The 16,614-nt window shown below is 58.1% G+C and carries 17 protein-coding genes and 2 pseudogenes; 7 read left to right on the plus strand and 12 right to left on the minus strand.

Annotated elements, in window-relative coordinates:
• Window positions 1-25: 25 nt before the first annotated feature.
• A complete protein-coding gene (locus tag CTR2_RS14705; protein WP_087083147.1) occupies window positions 26-448 on the minus strand; it encodes an Imm10 family immunity protein in 423 nt (140 codons plus the stop codon).
• Between the two features lie 148 nt (window positions 449-596).
• Between CTR2_RS14705 and CTR2_RS14710 the strand changes: the two genes are divergently transcribed.
• Window positions 597-1,070 (plus strand): CPBP family glutamic-type intramembrane protease, encoded by a 474-nt coding sequence (locus CTR2_RS14710; protein WP_087083145.1) that lies wholly within the window; start codon window positions 597-599, stop codon window positions 1,068-1,070.
• 6 nt (window positions 1,071-1,076) lie between these two features.
• Here the strand turns inward: CTR2_RS14710 and CTR2_RS14715 are convergent, their stop codons facing one another.
• Window positions 1,077-1,367, minus strand: a complete 291-nt coding sequence (locus CTR2_RS14715; protein WP_140401022.1) for a hypothetical protein — start codon at window positions 1,365-1,367, stop codon at window positions 1,077-1,079.
• Window positions 1,368-1,410: 43 nt separating this feature from the next.
• Window positions 1,411-1,605, minus strand: a pseudogene (locus CTR2_RS14720) (macro domain-containing protein); the annotation flags it as partial.
• 527 nt (window positions 1,606-2,132) lie between these two features.
• Between CTR2_RS14720 and CTR2_RS14725 the strand changes: the two are divergent.
• On the plus strand, window positions 2,133-2,888 hold the full coding sequence (locus CTR2_RS14725) for an alpha/beta fold hydrolase (RefSeq protein WP_087083143.1): 756 nt from the start codon (window positions 2,133-2,135) through the stop codon (window positions 2,886-2,888).
• A gap of 145 nt (window positions 2,889-3,033) precedes the next feature.
• On the opposite strand, the gene CTR2_RS14730 is transcribed toward CTR2_RS14725, so the two are convergent.
• The 3 genes and pseudogenes from CTR2_RS14730 to CTR2_RS14740 all read right to left on the minus strand — a co-directional run bounded on the left by CTR2_RS14730 (window position 3,034) and on the right by CTR2_RS14740 (window position 4,391).
• Window positions 3,034-3,609, minus strand: a complete 576-nt coding sequence (locus CTR2_RS14730) for a DinB family protein (protein WP_176391718.1) — start codon at window positions 3,607-3,609, stop codon at window positions 3,034-3,036.
• Between the two features lie 23 nt (window positions 3,610-3,632).
• Window positions 3,633-3,924, minus strand: a pseudogene (locus tag CTR2_RS14735) (PhzF family phenazine biosynthesis protein); the annotation flags it as partial.
• 62 nt (window positions 3,925-3,986) lie between these two features.
• Entirely contained in the window at window positions 3,987-4,391 is a 405-nt protein-coding gene (locus CTR2_RS14740) for a VOC family protein (RefSeq protein ID WP_087084573.1), read from the minus strand.
• Between the two features lie 137 nt (window positions 4,392-4,528).
• On the opposite strand from CTR2_RS14740, the gene CTR2_RS14745 reads away from it, so the two are divergent.
• Window positions 4,529-5,875: an aminotransferase-like domain-containing protein gene (locus CTR2_RS14745; RefSeq protein ID WP_087083141.1), complete on the plus strand. Its 1,347-nt coding sequence runs from the start codon at window positions 4,529-4,531 to the stop codon at window positions 5,873-5,875.
• Between the two features lie 116 nt (window positions 5,876-5,991).
• Here the strand turns inward: CTR2_RS14745 and CTR2_RS14750 are convergent, their stop codons facing one another.
• Both CTR2_RS14750 and CTR2_RS14755 read right to left on the minus strand, forming a co-directional pair.
• Window positions 5,992-7,164: an MFS transporter gene (locus CTR2_RS14750; protein ID WP_087083139.1), complete on the minus strand. Its 1,173-nt coding sequence runs from the start codon at window positions 7,162-7,164 to the stop codon at window positions 5,992-5,994.
• Complete coding sequence (locus CTR2_RS14755; protein ID WP_087083137.1) at window positions 7,161-8,354, minus strand: serine hydrolase domain-containing protein; 1,194 nt, start codon at window positions 8,352-8,354, stop codon at window positions 7,161-7,163. The genes CTR2_RS14750 and CTR2_RS14755 overlap by 4 nt, the downstream gene beginning before the upstream one ends.
• A gap of 116 nt (window positions 8,355-8,470) precedes the next feature.
• On the opposite strand from CTR2_RS14755, the gene CTR2_RS14760 reads away from it, so the two are divergent.
• Entirely contained in the window at window positions 8,471-9,361 is an 891-nt protein-coding gene (locus tag CTR2_RS14760; RefSeq protein WP_087083135.1) for a LysR family transcriptional regulator, read from the plus strand.
• Between the two features lie 99 nt (window positions 9,362-9,460).
• Here the strand turns inward: CTR2_RS14760 and CTR2_RS14765 are convergent, their stop codons facing one another.
• Window positions 9,461-10,363 (minus strand): LysR family transcriptional regulator, encoded by a 903-nt coding sequence (locus CTR2_RS14765; RefSeq protein ID WP_087083133.1) that lies wholly within the window; start codon window positions 10,361-10,363, stop codon window positions 9,461-9,463.
• 97 nt (window positions 10,364-10,460) lie between these two features.
• Here CTR2_RS14765 and CTR2_RS14770 point away from each other — a divergent pair, with 97 nt between their 5' ends.
• Together CTR2_RS14770 and CTR2_RS14775 are read left to right on the plus strand one after the other, a co-directional pair.
• The gene (locus tag CTR2_RS14770) at window positions 10,461-11,444 is read left to right on the plus strand and encodes an NAD(P)H-binding protein (RefSeq protein ID WP_087083131.1); all 984 of its coding nucleotides are present in this window, start codon (window positions 10,461-10,463) and stop codon (window positions 11,442-11,444) included.
• Window positions 11,445-12,391: 947 nt separating this feature from the next.
• Window positions 12,392-12,787, plus strand: a complete 396-nt coding sequence (locus tag CTR2_RS14775) for a YkvA family protein (RefSeq protein WP_087084572.1) — start codon at window positions 12,392-12,394, stop codon at window positions 12,785-12,787.
• 628 nt (window positions 12,788-13,415) lie between these two features.
• Here the strand turns inward: CTR2_RS14775 and speG are convergent.
• Window positions 13,416-13,931, minus strand: a complete 516-nt coding sequence (gene speG, locus CTR2_RS14780) for a spermidine N1-acetyltransferase (RefSeq protein WP_034374547.1) — start codon at window positions 13,929-13,931, stop codon at window positions 13,416-13,418.
• A 108-nt stretch (window positions 13,932-14,039) separates the two neighbouring features.
• Here speG and CTR2_RS14785 point away from each other — a divergent pair, with 108 nt between their 5' ends.
• On the plus strand, window positions 14,040-14,912 hold the full coding sequence (locus tag CTR2_RS14785) for a LysR family transcriptional regulator (protein WP_087083127.1): 873 nt from the start codon (window positions 14,040-14,042) through the stop codon (window positions 14,910-14,912).
• A 236-nt stretch (window positions 14,913-15,148) separates the two neighbouring features.
• Here CTR2_RS14785 and CTR2_RS14790 read toward each other — a convergent pair whose 3' ends face one another.
• Together CTR2_RS14790 and CTR2_RS14795 are read right to left on the minus strand one after the other, a co-directional pair.
• Window positions 15,149-15,421: a hypothetical protein gene (locus tag CTR2_RS14790; RefSeq protein WP_217896235.1), complete on the minus strand. Its 273-nt coding sequence runs from the start codon at window positions 15,419-15,421 to the stop codon at window positions 15,149-15,151.
• Between the two features lie 502 nt (window positions 15,422-15,923).
• Entirely contained in the window at window positions 15,924-16,568 is a 645-nt protein-coding gene (locus CTR2_RS14795; protein ID WP_087083124.1) for a TetR/AcrR family transcriptional regulator, read from the minus strand.
• Between the last annotated feature and the right edge of the window lie 46 nt (window positions 16,569-16,614).

Below are 16,614 nucleotides of genomic sequence, written 5' to 3' on the forward strand. Positions count from 1 at the left end.
AAGGGTCCGGACCCCTTCGCCACACCTATTCGGCCCCGATAGCCTGGCCATCCGTCATCTCGAAGCAACTCTCCCCGGCAAAGATATTCGTCAAGGCGGCTTTCAGTTCCTCGTACTCGCCGGCCGAAAGATCAAAGGCGATCGACATTTGCTTCAGTTCATCGATGTCCTCCGCCGCCTCGCGCTTGAACGTGACGTCCGCACCGGTACGCTTCAGTACAAACCGCTCAATGCCGCCATAGCGAGCTCTCTGCTGCCCACACCACTCGACATGGTAGGTATTCATGCCCAGTTCTTCATCCTGCTCGTCCTCATCCTCTTCGAAGGAGCGTTGGAGCATCAGGTAATGCTCGGTGCCGTGCTTCTTGTCGGCGAAGCCGACAAGAAGGCAGAAGTGCTCCGGATCTTTTGTGGCGATGCAGGCTGCGCGAAAGGAGAGAGTGTTCATTTGGGTGTTCTTGAGGGTTCAGGGCGGCGACAGGCCCTATGCCGGGAAGGCCCTGGTCACGAGCGCCGTGGATCGACTGGCAGCTGTCTCCCGGCGTTTGCAGCACATGTGCTACAACGGCTTCATTGCTACTTGACTTACTCGGTTGATGAGCCTCGACGCACCGACTCGACTACTGGCTGCTCCAAGATGGATGATGGTTATTGGCGGAGCAGCCGTGATGTTCTGTGGACAGATTATCTGGGTCCTTCTTACGACCTGGTCCATAGGGCCGGTGCCACCAGGCTCAAACCCGATGGCCAAATACCCTGCAGGTATTCAGTTCATGGTCGGGGTAGTGATGATGCCATTCATCGAGACGCTTGCAGGGCAATGGCTGCCAATTCAGGTAACCCGTCGTCTGCTGACATCCTCATGGTGGATTGCCGGACTGGTCTCCGTGATCGTATTCACTGTGCTGCATGGCTACACAGACCGCTTCGCAGTCACCATCTTGCTCGGAGCCATAGTGCTTTCTGCCGTTTTCACCATAGAGGCGAAAAGGAATGGGAGACCTATCCTTTGCACATACCTCACTCATGCGGCTGCAAACTCAATGGTCTTCAGCCTTCAGTTCCTCTGACGTAGGTCAGCTCAGGGTCATGTGCAGCCGCTGCTTTCGGCCTGAAACGGCCGCCCACGCGGAAAACCTGGCAGCAGAAGAGCCAGCGGGCATCAATTGATGACCCCGATGCAAAAGACAGCGAGTTACTGCCTCATCGATGACAGACATCGGTACCGGATCAGCAATGATAGATTCGATACAAGCCATCTTCACAACTCCGGCTGCAACATCCAGGCTGCACAATGCGCCTGAATAATCTGGCAAACCATCGACAGTGAACGGCTCAATGGCTCGTCCTTGCGCAACACCATTCATGGCCATCGCGGAATCACGGCATAACCCAGGCCTATGGCCGCCATCTCCTTAAGCGCTTCGACGCTGTCAAGCTCCATCTAAGGATGCGGTAGTCATGCACAAGGCCTGGACCTGCCGCACGATGGATTGCACCATCGACGCCACCTCCGCCAAGCAGAGACGAATTTGCTGCATTGACAGTCGCCCCCACATGAAGCTTTGTGATGTCAGAGCAGATGGCATGAAGGCGTGTGGGCATATCTGTACAGCGAAAGAGCGGGAAGGCAGTTGATGCTGCAATGGCGAGCCAGGTTTGTAAACGCGTTGCCTGCGTAAGTGCCGACGTGCGATGCAGTTGTGTGCGGGCGCGTCCCCGAAGTGCCTGGAATCAGGAAGATTGCAATTTTGAGCGATCGTGACCGTCGCAAAACTTCTGTTTTTGCGAGCATTCGATTGTCTGCACTGGGTCGATCTGCGGCTTTCGCAGTACGGCCAGAAGCGTACTTTCCTGTGATCGATCGCTAGTTTCGGTAAAAGCCTACCGAAGCCAAAAGATCCTGTCCCGAGGACGCTTGTCAGTCCAAGCAGGTATCCATCCGGATCTTGAACGAGGAACTGCCTTAGTCCGATTTCCTGGTCGCGTGCACACGACCCGCAAGGCATATCCGCCCTCCCGGCAAGCCGAAACTGCCCTATTCCACCCACCCTTAAACAAGTTCCTTTGACCTTTAAATTAGACTATTCAAAGTGCTGTAATGGACGGGGTTGCCACTACCGCCCCCGGCCATGAGCAGCCTTTCAGTAGGATTTTCTGATTTGCAGTCACCATCTTTTGCAGAGGCTGGGCCCGCGGTCCTTGTTCTCCTTCCTGGAATGGATGGCACGGGTGAGCTTTTCGCACCGTTCGTTGCCGCATTCGCGAAGACGACGCCCATCGTCATGGTGAGCTATCCAACTTCTGGTCCGCCACAAACCTATACCGGTTTGACGAAGCTCGCCGCATCGGCCTTGCCACCCGAAGGCCGTTTGGTCTTGTTGGGAGAGTCTTTCTCGGGGCCCATTGCCATTTCGCTGGCAGCGGCATACCCGGGGCGCGTTGTAGGCGTTGTTCTGTGCTGCTCGTTCGTGCGCAATCCAAGGCCGGGGCTTCGCTGGCTCAGCGGTCTGGCGACCATGCCAGTACCGCTTCCCCCCACACCAGTACTGAACCTGATGCTCCTGGGCCGGTTTGCGACGCCAGGTCTGCGAACTATGCTGCGATCCGCCTTGGCCAAGGTTCAAACGGCGGTTCTGCGTTCAAGGCTGAGAGCGGTGGTATCCGTAGATGCGCGAGCACATGCCAAAGCAGTTGATGCTCCGGTTCTCTACTTGAAAGGGATACGTGACCGCCTGGTGCCGCAGTCTGCCGTGACGGATACAAAGCAGTGTTTTCGGAACATAAGAGTTGAAGCATTGGATGCTCCACACTGCCTGCTGCAAGCCATTCCGCAAGAGGCCGCTGCGGTGGTGGCTGACTTCATTCGAGACGTTGCAACACCATGAGAGAGTTCGGGAGTGCATGAATAGGGATTCGAGAACGTAGGCCTGGTGCCGGACGCCATGTCGATCTGGCCTGCACTGGCACGGGCCAGTACCCCCTACGGTCGACACCATACGATTTCAGAGCACCCCGTCGAAATTGAACGCCTCACCGAGTGTTGCGATAGTGATCTCGGATGAATACGGGCAGATCGTTTGATGGCGGCGTAAAAGGTATCTGGTACATCATGTCGCCGACAAAACCTCGGTGATAAGTACCGTGATTCACGATATGCAGAACGATTTGCTCGCGCGTCATGGCACCTTGCCCCCCTCCCACAAACTCGAAATGAACGACTTTCACAAGGTCGTCGTCCGACCAAGTATCGACAAGCCCGGTGTACCAGGAGTCCATTTCCTGAACTGCCTTCCAAAGATCGTCAACGGCAGGCGTCTGGTCTGTATTTCGTGCGGTATAGCTGTGTTTCCTGCCTTGTAAATGGTGCCTGAAGATGTCGTCAACCACATAGACATGGTTCAGCGTATGCACCATGTTTCCGAACCGTGTCGGTCTTTGTCGAAGAGTCTCGCCTTCCGGTAGTTCCAGTACGTTTTTGAACGTAAGTGTGTTTGCCCAGGCCTTGTAGCGCACCAGCATTTTTAATGTGTCTGCTGCTGATGTGGACAGCGTGGTGCGCTCATTCAATGGAGGTGGGCTGTATGGGGCCTGAAAGGTTGTGGACATGCTTGAAAGTTCCTTGGATGTCTTCATGGACTGAGCAGCTTGCCTTTGACATGGGTGTGTGTCTCGCCGCCGACCCAGACTTGGCCGGAATCATCACGGGCCAGATGAATGCGGCCTTTTCGACCAGTGCAGGTTCCTTGAGGGGCCACATAGCTGCTCTCGGTTAAACCCACTGCAAACAGCCACTGGGCGAGCAAGGCATTGAGGCTCCCTGTGACCGGGGTCTTCGACGGTGGCGCCCAGATGGCCGGAGAAGAAGGCTCGTACTTCGTAGGCAGCATCACCGCCTTCGGCATGAGGTCCAATCACGCCGATAAACGAGTGCGATTTGGCTGTCGATCATGTCGGCGTCTCCAGCAATACACACCTCCCCTGCACTATGGGTGGAGGTCGGCACGATGAACGATATGGATTTTGTTGCCGTCAGGATCGCGCAGATAGGCGCCGTAGTAGCCCGCCCCGTAATGAGGACGCGGCCCCGGGGCTCCGGCATCCCTGCCGCCGTGCGCCAGGCCATCGGCGTAGGCGGTGTTCACTGCTGCTGTTGACGGTGCCAGAAAGGCCGCCATGCTGCCATTGCCGACGGTTGCTGGTTCTCCGTTGTACGGGCTGTAGACATAAAAGCGAGGCAAAGCCGCATGCGCGCTTACCCAGCAAAGCGCCGCCGGCCCACCATCGGGCACAACGATCCGCCGCTTCAGGCCAAGCGGTACAAGCACCGCGTCGTAAAAGCGGCCTGACCGCTCCAGGTCGCGCGTTCCAACAGTCACGTGGCTGAACATCTCGCTCTCCATGCCTTCCGTCATCGCGGCCGGCCGCTTTTCATTAATGGCTGCCATGCATAGGCGCCTCCATGAACGTTACACTATTGAATAATCAAATAGTGTAATGCGACACTATTTTTATTGAGACCGCAAACATGCTCCTCCAATCCCCTTGGCAGCCTCGCCTTGCAAGCATTGAGGCCAATGCTGCCGAACGACTTGCGCTTGCGCTCGCCGACGACATCGTCGAGGGCCGGCTGGCGGGAGGTGACCGCCTGCCCGCGCATCGAGATCTTGCAGAGAAGTTGCAAATCGGTCTTGGCTCGGTGACGAAGGCCTATGCCGCTCTTGAGCGCAGAGGCCTGACACGCAGCGTCAAAGGGCGAGGAACCTTTGTCGCGATTCAGCAGGCGCATAGCGATCGACTGATTGACCTGTCGTCCAATGCGCCGCCGGCCGCGCTCAACGCAGGCATTCTGGCGCGGGCATTGACGCGGATTGCACGCAAAGTCGACGCGGATCATTTCAATTTCTATGCCCCTCCTGGCGGGCATCTGGAACATCGTCGTGTTCTCGCCCGCTGGCTTGCGACACTCGGCCTTGTTGTCGATCCGTCGCTTCTGGTTTTGACGAGCGGCGCGCGCCAGGCGCTGTCATTGGCTTTTGACCTAGCTTGCGGCTCGCAAGGATTGCTTTTGACCGAGCGGATCACTTATCCCGGTGCCATTGCACTGGCCCGGCGCAAAGGGTATCGGATGCAAGGTGTCGAGATCGATGCCGAAGGGATGGTGCCGCAAGCGCTCGCAGATGCACTCGGCGGTGTCACGTCAACCGATGGCAAGGCGGTCTACCTCACTCCGACGCTGCACAACCCGACAACCGCCACGATGGGCCTGGAGCGAAGGCAGGCCATTGTGGAAATTTGCCGGAAGGCGGGAGCATGGATCATCGAAGATGGGGTCTATGCCGCCTCTTTCCCTGATTTACCCCAGCTGTCGGCATTGGCGCCCGATATCTCATTGCATGTGAACGGGCTCTCCAAGTCGCTTGGACCTGGGTTGCAGATCGGCATGTTGCTAGTCCCCGCCGAACTGGGCGGCGCCGCACAAGAGTTGATGCAGGATATGGCAATGGCTCCATCGGCTTTCTCCTGTGCGGTGGTTGACGAATGGCTGGCCAGCGGCGTGGTCGCCTCGATCCAGCGGGATCTGCGCCATGAATCCCGGCGGCGCTCCAAGCTCGCAGCCTCGCTGCTGGGGGCGAGTGAGCTTGTCCGGCACCCCGATGCCTACAACGTCTGGCTGCCGATGAAGTGCGAGACCGCCAATAGTCTTGTGGCAGCGGCGGCAGAAATCGGCTTGAAGCTGACTCCGCCGGAAACCATGATGGCAGACCCGCAAGACGAAATGAGCGGCCTTCGGATTTGCCTGGGCAGTCCCAGCTTCGAAGACCTGAGCGACGCACTGAAGCATCTGGCAGAGTTGCTCAAGCTGCAAGCCTGAGTGTGGCGCCGACGCAGGACTGCCGGAAAGACAGCTTAGTCACGGCAAGCACGGCTGAAGCGGGAGCTCTTCCACCTGAGCAAGGAGCGGAACCGATACCGAAGAACTCCCGAGCCTTACCTCTGCGTGGCTGGAAAGCCGTGGTGCCTGGCGGCCCACACAACAGCCAGCGTTGCGGCCAGCAGCACCAACAGCACCGGAGAAAATGCTGCGACGCCGAGACGATCCAGCAAGGCGCCCCCAATCAGTCCACCACCCGCGATCGCGATGTTCCAGGCCGTGACCAGCATCGACTGCGCAACGTCGGCCGCGTCGCCGGCCGTCTTGGCGATGGCCGTTTGAAGCAGCGTCGCCGCCCCGCCAAAGGCCAGGCCCCAGGCGGCCACTGCCGCATACACTACCCCAGGCGCATCGCCTACCAAGCCGAGTGCCAGCGCCGACAGGCTGAACAAGAGCGTACTGCCAAGCGTCAGCGCGCGCAGATGGTGGTCGATCAGCGCGCCGATGATCCAGATGCCCAGCAGGGAGGTGGCGCCGAACACGAGCAGAACCAGGTCTGTCCGTTCCGCCATGTCTGCCGCCGCGAGAAATGGCGCGATATAGGTATAGAGAATGTTGTGCGCCAGAACGAAGGCCAGCACCACGAACAGCACCGGACGCACACCCGGGAACGTGAACACATGCCCCAGAGGCAGCCGTTTTCCCGCGGCCTGCCCCGCGAAATCAGGCACCTTGACCTGTACCCATGCCATGAGCGCCAGTGCCAGTCCGCTCATGATGCCGAAGCACATCCGCCAGCCCAGCAGATTGCCGAGGAAGGTACCCGCCGGCACGCCAAGCGACAGTGCCAATGGCGTGCCCAGCATCGCAATGGCGATGGCCCGGCCCTGCTGGTGCTCGGGCACCATGCGTACTGCATAGCCCGCCAGCATTGCCCACAGCAGCCCAGCCGACACGCCCGCCAGGAGGCGCGCCACCATTGTCAGAACATAGCTGCTGGACAGGGCCGTGACAGTGTTGGCGACGACGAAGCCTGCGATCGCCGCCTGCAACAAAGGGCGTCGACGCACGCCCTGTGTAACGACGGTCAACGGGATGGCGGCCACCAGCGAACCCGCGGCATAGATCGTGACCGTTTGCCCCGTCCAGGCTTCGGACACCATCAAGCCCCGCGCCATCTGAGGCAACAACCCTGCCGGCAGCGCTTCGGTCAGGATGGTGATGAATGCAGCCATTGCCAACGCCAAAAGTGATGCAACGGGCATGCTGTCTTGACGTACGGTGGTCATGGCGCGACCTCAAGCGCACCATAGACCGCGTCGCGCAACTCGTTGACGAAACGACCGGACATGCCTTCGTACAGCGTGTTGGTGAAGGCGACTACGCTCAGGCCTCGAGCCCGATCCACGAACCAGGCATGACCGTAGGCGCCACCCCAACGCCAGGTACCTGCCGATTCTGGTGACGCGGCGCTCAGCGGATCCCGCAAGACTGAAAAACCAAGGCCGAAACCAAAACCCGGCGCATTGGGCAGGTCCAGCCCACGAGTTTGGTCCCGCCCCATCTCGTTGATCAGCTCATCGGGGAGCAATGCTCCGTTGCCCTGCCGCAAGGCTTCCAGCAGGTGCAGAAAGTCTCCAGCCGTGCCTGCCATTCCGGCTCCGCCCGAAGGGAAAGCCCGGGCATCGAAGATACGAGCCGGACTGTATGTGATACCGACTGCGCCCTCGAATGGCGAAACCATTTCACCTTCGGCCAGCGGGTGTGGCTGAGGCGTATCGCTTACATAGGCAGTGGCCACGCGCTGCGGATCGCGCACCCCAAAGCTGGTATCGATCATGCCCAGGGGACCCGTGACCCATTGGCGTACGGCTTCATCCAGCGGGGCGCCATGGATGTGTTCGATCAATGCCCCCAACACATCGGTTGCCAGTGAATAGCCCCAGGAAGTACCCGGCGCATACAGCAGCGGCACGCTGGCGATGCGACGCAGGTTCTCGGCCAGATTGATGTCGGAGCTATCCATGCCGTCCGAGACACCAGCCCGGGCGTAGGGGCCATCTGCATTGGGCTCGAAAAAGCGATAGCCCAGCCCTGCCGTGTGGCTAAGCAACTGCCTGGCTGTGATGCGAGCCGGGCTGCCATCGATCAACCGGGGCTGGAACCCTGGGAGCCAGCGGCCGATGTCCTCATCCAGATCGAGGCGGCCTTGCGCCACCAGCGCAAGCGCAGCGGTCGAAACGATGGGTTTGCTCACCGATGCCAGCCGGAAGATTGTTGTCAGGTCCATCGGGCGCGCGCTCTCGCGGTCGGCATGGCCTGCGGCCTGTTGGTGGATCAACTCGCCGTTGTGTGCCACCAGCACGACGGCACCGATCAGTCGCCGCTCATCCAGAGCCTGCTGAACGACGGCGCGGATGTGGCTGGATAGATGTGCGGGCGGAACGCCTTGACGTAGAGAAAAGATGGGATAAGTCACGGAAGAGTCCTTGCTTCAATGGGCCATACCGTGACGATAGAAAGTCTGAGATGAAAGAAAAAGTAGGCTACAGTTCCTCTTTATGCGGACAAATTTGTCTTCAATCAAGGTGCGTTATGGACAGCCTGAATGGTTTCGCCGTGTTTGTGCAGGTTGCCGAGACGCGAAGTTTTGTTGCCGCCGGCCGGCTGTTGGGCGTGTCCGCCTCCGCCATAGGCAAAAGCGTGGCGCGGCTGGAAGATCGATTGGGCGTGCGCCTGTTTCACCGCAGCACGCGCAGTGTCACGTTGACAGCCGAGGGCATGCTGTTCCTGGAGCGCAGCCGACGTATCCTGGCCGAGATCGAAGCGGCAGAGCTGGAACTGGCGCAGGCCAGCAGTGCGCCACGCGGGCGCTTGAGAGTGAGTTTGCCGCTGGTTAGCTCGCTGGTGCTGCCGGTGCTCGGCGAGTTCATGCGCGAGTACCCCGAGATCGAGCTGGACCTGGACTTCACCGACCAGATGGTCGATGTGATCGAGGAAGGCTTCGACGCGGTGGTTCGCACGGGTGAGCCCAGCGACTCTCGCCTCACGGCGCGCAGGCTGGGTGCTTTCCGTTCGCTGCTGGTGGCTTCGCCAGACTATCTTGCACGGCGAGGAACACCTCAGGCGCCTGCCGATCTGATGCAACATCATTGCCTGCACTACCGCTTTCCCCATAGTGGCAAGCTGGAGCCATGGACACTGCGAACCATGCCCGATGAACCCGAGTTGCAGCTGCCAATCTCAATGATCTGCAACAACATCGAGACGCGCGTGTGCTTCGCACTGCAAGGGCTGGGAATCGCCTACCTGCCAGACTTTTCCATCCGCGAACCATTGGCCGATGGCCGGCTGCAGCCGGTCCTTCTCGACTATGCGGAACGCAGTGGCGTTTTTCATGTTTTATGGCCGGCAAGCAAGTACCCGTCGCCAAAGGTACGGGCACTGGTTGATTTCCTATGCGCGCGGGTGTTCCCGGTTGCCTGATCTACCCATGATTCACGTCGTTTTCGGGGGCTGATAGCAGAGTGAGGTTCTTCGGTCATTGGCAAGCAGCCGCATCTGGCCCAGAGACGTGTCGACCTGCTAGGCAAGCATGTAGTCCTGCAGCCCCTTCAACAGCGCATCAAATGTCACCTTGCAGCTCGGATTGTTGCGCAGATCTTCGTGCATGGTGAGCCAGGTCTCCAGGCTCAGCGGAATGCTTCCAGGCAATATGTTCACCAGATTCGGATCGCGCGCCGCCAGATTCACTTGGCACACACCAATACCGCAGCCAGCCCGGATCAGCGCCATCTGTGCCATGTCGTTGTCGGTGCGCACCGCAAAGTTTTCGCGGCTCCAGATCGGGAATGCCTTGCGTGCGGCACGCACGAACGGCGCCTCTTCATCAAAACCAATCAGAGCATGCTGCGCCAGATCAGCCAGCGAGGCTGGCGTCCCGTGCTTGTCCAGATAGCGCTTGTGCGCATGCAGGCCAAGTGGCATCGCCCCAACACGCCGGGCAATCAGTTGCTCCTGCCTGGGTTGTGTCATGCGCACGGCGATGTCGGCCTCGCGCTGCAGCAGGTCCTGTACGCGGCTGGTCAGTGCCAGTTCCACCGTCAGGTCCGGGTGTGTGTCCTGCAGTTGCGCCAGGATGGGTGGCAATACCTCTTGCCCTATCACCTCGCTGGCCGTCACGCGCACTGTGCCCTGGATACCCGAGCCTTGACTTTCGGCCACACGTTTTAGCGCAGCGGCAGCGCTGTGCATGGTCTGGGCAAACGGCTTCAGCGCAAGCGCTGCCTCGGTGGGTAGAAGCCCCATTTGCGAACGTGTAAACAGCGTCACACCCAGCGCTTTTTCCAGCGCGTCCACATGCCGCCCCACGGTGGGCTGGGCAATTCCCATGGCGCGCGCCGCACCGGACAATGAGCCCTCTTCCAGCACGCCCAAATAGGAGCGGTACAGCTCCCAGCCTATCTCGGTAGTGTTGTCCTTGGTCATACAAAAATGTATGGCGGCCACCACATGTTGGTCAATTGCTTAATAACAGTACCCACCCGAAACTTCCTCTCATCGCAACAAATTCAAGGGTAATGAGATGGAAAGCAACACTGCCTTGGTTCTAGGCGCCACCGGCGGTATTGGTGGCGAAGTGGCACGGCAACTACGCGACGCAGGCTGGACAGTGCGCGCATTGCGCCGCAACAGTGAGCAGCAAATTGAGCAGCGCGACGGCATGGCCTGGGTGCGCGGCGACGCGATGAACCGCGACGATGTGCTGGCTGCGGCCGAAGGCTGCTCCGTCATCGTGCACGCCGTCAACCCGCCCGGCTACCGTCGCTGGGGTGAGCTGGTGCTGCCCATGCTGGAAAACACCATCGTCGCCGCGCAGGCCAACGGCGCCACCATCGTGCTGCCTGGCTCAGTCTACAACTACGGCCCCGGCGCCTTTCCCACGTTACATGAAGATTCGCTGCAGCAGCCCGTCACCCCCAAGGGGGCCATCCGTGTGGAGATGGAGCAGCGCCTGCAGCAGGCCAGCAGCCGGAGCTGCCGAGTGATCGTGGTGCGTGCGGGGGACTTCTTCGGACCCAAGCCGGGCAATAGCTGGTTCTCACAGGGCATACTAAAGCCCGACCAGCCAGTCAAGTCCATCAGCATGCCCAATGCACCCGGCGTGGGCCACCAATGGTCTTACCTGCCCGACGTTGCCCGCGCCATGGTGGAGCTGGTGCAGCGGCGCGACACGCTGCCCCCCTTTGCCGCCTTCCACATGGCAGGCCATTGTGACGCCGACGGCACCCAGTTGGCCGCTGCGATCTGCCGCGTGGTCGTCAAGCACGGCGGAGTCCATCCCAAAGTGAGAGCCTTTCCCTGGTGGCTTACCGCGTTTGCAGCGCCCTTTGTACCGACCTTGCGTGAGCTACGTGAGATGCGCTATTTGTGGAGCACGCGGATAGAGATGAGCAACGCCAAGCTGGTCTCGACGCTCGGGCATGAGCCGCATACGCCGCTGGATGAGGCTGTGGAGGCTGCCTTGGAAGGTATGGGGTGCTTGCCGGCGACACCTGTACGCAGGTAAGCATCGTCAAACAAGCGTTCACCACAGCAGTGGTTGCACTTGCCGTTGGCGTCTGTCTCTACACGATCAATGTGCGTGCGGACCACCTGTTTGCGAATTTGCCAAGTATCGGTCGGTGATCTGACCTGGCAGCGATGGCGAACGACGGCTGTTGCGCATGTCACCGCATTCACGCATTGGGTCGATAGCATCAGTACGTTCAGAACTTGCTCGGCCGTTCATCGCAGTATCGCCTGCACCGCAAATCAAGTGCCCGGTCTCGGAGGTGCAGCGGTCATACGAATTGCAACCCAACGAATGGCCGGTGAAGAACGCGACTGCCGCCAAGGTCACAGTGTTCGAATGACTCTGATCAGCCTGGACCTGCCGTTCGCTGCCACACAGAGATCAAATACCGACGTCTGGCGTCGCCATCAATCTTCGTCGTCGTCCTCACGCCAGCCTCGATGATGGTGTCTTTGCCACCTGTTCCAACGTCGGCCATCTTCCTGCCAGCGCCATCCCGGAACAGCTTCCGGCGGCGGCGCGACTATCACGGGTCTAGGGGCATAGACTGGCCGCGGAACGTACTGAACAGCCGGTGGTCCGTATTGAACGGGCGGTGCCGCGTAATAGTACGAAGGGGAAGGCGCAACAACGTAAGGAGCCGGAGCTCCGTAGCCTATACCCAGGTAGACCTCTGCATGACCAGGTGCTGCAGCCATGGTGAGGGCGGCAAACAGCGAGAGTGACGTGTAGTTCATCAAGCGACTTTCAAGGCAATGGCGCTCGCCATGCTTGGTCTCTTTAACGAGAGGAATTTAGGAGCGTTGACCAAGCATTTGTAACTTGATGCGCATAGATGCTTCGTATTTTTCCGATTGCCGAAAATTTCATCGGCAGCTATCGGAGCATGCGTGGCCGTCATCGATAAGGAGCGAAAATTCCGACTCGTCCTCGGAATTTTTATGAATCTCAATGGCAACCTAAAGGTTTGGGCAAAGCGGATCAAGCGCGATGGTGTGACACTCTGGTTCGCCGGAAAGCACCCCGACACACCGTGGTATGCAAGAGCTCTGGGACTTCTTGTCGTCGCTTATGCGCTCAGCCCGATTGATTTGATTCCTGATTTCATCCCGGTTCTTGGATATGTGGACGATATCCTCTTGCTTCCGGCGCTGATCTGGCTGACTGTCAAGCTGCTACCCCAATCAGTTCTTGCTGAGTGCCGTGTTCAGGCCGATGCGTGGATGGCCGAAAAAGGGTCTAAGCCGAGTAGTCGCACAGGCGCGATCATGATCATCGTTTTGTGGATCGCCACAGGGGTCGCTGCATGGCTATGGTTGAATCCTCGGTCGCCCTGAGACGGTCGCCTACCAGCCATTTGCGGACACACGGACATAGCGCAGAATACTGCAACGCCGGTCCTCTTCGGAATTCCATTTCCCAGCTGAATACGCTGCTCACGCAACTACCCTTGTGTTTTGCCCAAACTGCTCCGCTGAACTCAGATTTCAAGAACATTCTGAATGCTGGAATTGCGAGGCGAGCTTTGCGGACGGTAGTGTATGGAAGCCAATAACATCTCCTATCGGAGAGTTCCGACCATTTCGGAAGCATCCTTCCAAAGTGGCTCCAAAAGCGCCCACCGTTGACTCCACCGGAGAAAAATCGCGAATGGTATCGGCTTGACCATACTGGGGATTTTCTTGGGTGCTACAGGCCTTGTGATTCTGGTGATCATTTTGATCGTCAACCTAAATCCATGCCTTATATGCAGGTAGGTCAGGCACTCTATATCCGTACCTTGTACCTGGCCGATCAGGCCGACCTCCAGACACCTCACGGCGAGGTCTCGCCGGTCGCGTTCAATGGCGACAGCTACTACCAAAAACACTCGAGTCACTGTACGTCGAAAACAGCACGACACCCTGAAGCTACCAAAGAAGAGCCCTCGATGAGTGCCAGCAGGAGTCCGTTACTCCCCTGAATCTAGGCCTTATTCAGGTAGCTCTTCTGCAGCATGTACATACGCAACACGCTTCTATATTGGCCGTTGGCAAAAAATTCATCGACCAGTTCACCTTCCGGCTGAAAGCCAAGCTTCGTGTAGACATGGATAGCCTTGGCATTCTCCTTGTCCACATGCAAAAAAATCTTGTGCAGATTAAGAACCTTGAAGCCATAGTCAAGCGCCAGACGAGTAGCACGAGTGGCAATCCCCTTACCCTGCTGATCAGGAGCAACAATGATCTGAAACTCCGCTCGGCGATGTACCAGGTCGATTTCCACCAACTCAACCAACCCCCCGCGGGCCCCTTCATGCTCGACCACAAAGCGACGTTCGGTTTGGTCGTGAACGTGTGAGTCGTAGAGGCTGGTCAGTTCATCAAAGGTCGCATAAGGCTCTTCAAACCAGTACCGCATGATGCTGGCGTTGTTATCCAGGTGGTGCACAAAGCGCAAATCGTCGCGCTCCAATGGTCTTAGCTGAAGGGATGTCGTCATGGATTCTTTCGTTCAATTGTTTGAGAGGCCGTTTGAAGCGACCATGTTGCCAATGATCAATCAATTTCTTATTTGAGAAAAGTTCAGATCAATCAGTAAAATTGATCTATGGAATGGACACTAGAACGTTTGAGTCAATTCGTCGCCGTGGCGGACTGTGGCTCGATGACTCAAGCCGCTCGGCGCCAGGGCCGAACTCAATCTTCAGTGAGCATGGCCATGGGACTGCTAGAGGCGGACCTCGGGCTAGAGTTGTTTCATCGTGTAGGCCGGTCGGTGCGACTCACGCAGGCTGGCGAAGTCATCCTGCTGGAGGCACGTGCCTTGCTCAATCAGGCGCAGGCGCTAGACCTACGCGCGCGCAAGCTGTCACATGGCCAGACAGCCAAGCTTTGCGTGGCTATCGACGAAGCTTTGCCCTATCCGCCGATTGCTAGGCTGCTGCAGGAGCTGGCGCACCAGTTCCCGGCTTTGGAGTTGACCCTGCTCAATGGCACGGCGGCAGAGGTCGCACGCCAAGTGCAATCAGGTCGAGCTGAGCTTGCCTTTCAGTTTGACCGAGGTCCAGCAGGCGCTCAGTTTGCTCAAACTTATGTGGCTGGCGTTCCTCAGATGGTGTTTGTATCGCGCGACCACGAGCTGGCCAAGTGCAATGGAATCAAGCGCGAGGATCTTGCTTCTCACCGGCAGTTGGTAATGCACATCGAGGGTGTTGAAGACCTCGTGATCAGCCCGAGCATCTGGCGCTCGGAGAGCTTCTACGTGCTTGCCGACATGCTGGCCGACGGCATAGGCTGGGGAATTTTGCCGCGCAATATCGCGCAAGCACCCGATATAGAGCCCCGCATCGTGGCACTGGACTGCCCGGAACTGCAGCTTCCACCGATAGCCGTGCGTATGCTCAATTTGCAAGGTGCAGAGCTGGGCGATACGGCCTTATGGATCGAGCAACGGCTGGCAACGCTGCTGCGTTCGAATTAACCAAGATTAAGCCTTGGGGAATTTCGAAGCTATGGTTTCCAGTTCATCGTGAAAAACCGCATCGGGTCGATCAGCGACAGTCTCGGATCGGCCAATTGCAGACGACCGATGCATGAAGAAGCGGCCACTCAACGTGTGAAGCTATCTGTTGCGGACGGTCAGAAAACCATTACATGGTCAACCAAGTACCTGTCGCCCTGCTGCACCATAACCATCTCTGCCACGAAATCCCCTGGTTATTTGGTGAAGGTTTGTTTCCAGACGATAGCAACAGACTCGGGTCGCCGAAAGATAGCAATGAACTCTCTCTTGTCAAAGAACCCCTTGGTACCCTGATAGTCTCTACAGATCCACTCCAGTCGTTCTTTGGATAAGACGCTCTTCAAGCGATCCGTAAAGTCCTTGATGTGTCTTTCATAATCAATTGCCGTTGAAGCATCCATTAAGTTATCCATGATCGGATTGGCGATCAACATGATTTCGGAATCTGTTTTTTGAGACAAGTCCATACGGGAGCCTTTCAGAGTTTGAGCATTGTCGCGGCCTTAGACTGAGTGCAATCAATTCTTATGGCTTTTCGCGGAACGACAGCTTTGCGGGATTTGTCGGGCTGTCAGCTCAGGGTCGATCGCAGGCCCTCGCCAACGACCGCTAACCGACATGCAAACTTGCGGCCAAACTTCGTCCAGATTGCCCAGTGTCGAGTGACCGCTCCCGCCGAGAGCAGACGCTGGCTAGTGATCTTGCCAGTGACCGCAATGGGTCGATCCACGCCCCTCGTGGTGCCCTCCAACAGAATGGATAGACCCAAACAATTTATTGCCCCCAGGCAATGTCGACCTATGCGTCCCGTAGCTCAGATTTCAGCGGCTGGGCTTGTCCGTTGCCGGATTGGTGTTGTACGAGTTGCTCGCTGATCAGCTGGGTAAGCCACAGACTCAGTCTTTTCCGAATAGTTGATGCGCCTTGAGTCGCCGAAGCGACTGCACACCACCTCGGAAAGACAACGACTCAAGATGGAAGGCAAGCCTGAGAGGTACCAAGAGCCACCATCGCATCAGTGAGTTGGGCCATGTATTCCGACATCGCTCGGCCATCACCCGACTGCATGCCCACGAATGCACCGTCGAATCCTGCGACACCGAAGAATGCCAACGCATTAACCAACTCGTCACCGACCTTCTGGCCCTTGTCGTTAAAGGACATCTGAATCATGTGTCGCATGTAGTCGAGACCCTCTTTGCGGATTTCGGCAATCGTTCGCATTGCTTCGGGAGCATCTGTGGCCTCGCTGCTCATAACCAGCAGCAACAGCAAACGAAGAAAGTCCTCTCGATGCACGAAGACTTCACCCGTCTTGTGCAGGTACCAGCCAAGTCGCTCACGTGGCGTTCCACCTTCTGGGGGCGGCTGGTGAGCATTGCGCATCGCAGCGAAGAACTCCCTCGCGCCACGCGCCATCACTTCGGACAGCAGACCCGCCTTTGACTCGAAATGGTGATAGATCGCACTCTTGGGAATACCGCTTTCCTGCACCAGTGCGGACATCGATGTGCCGGCATAGCCACGCGTAGCCATCACCTTGGCTGCGACATCAAGTATCTCTTGGCGCGAACGTTGCCCGCGCCGATTTCCATTGCTTTTGCTCTCTTCCATATGTGCAGTGTATGTGCCTGGGTACCTCACATGCAGCACTCGGGAG

Origin of the sequence: Comamonas thiooxydans (assembly GCF_002157685.2) — a bacterium.
In the GTDB taxonomy this organism is placed as follows: Bacteria; Pseudomonadota; Gammaproteobacteria; order Burkholderiales; family Burkholderiaceae_C; genus Comamonas; species Comamonas testosteroni_H.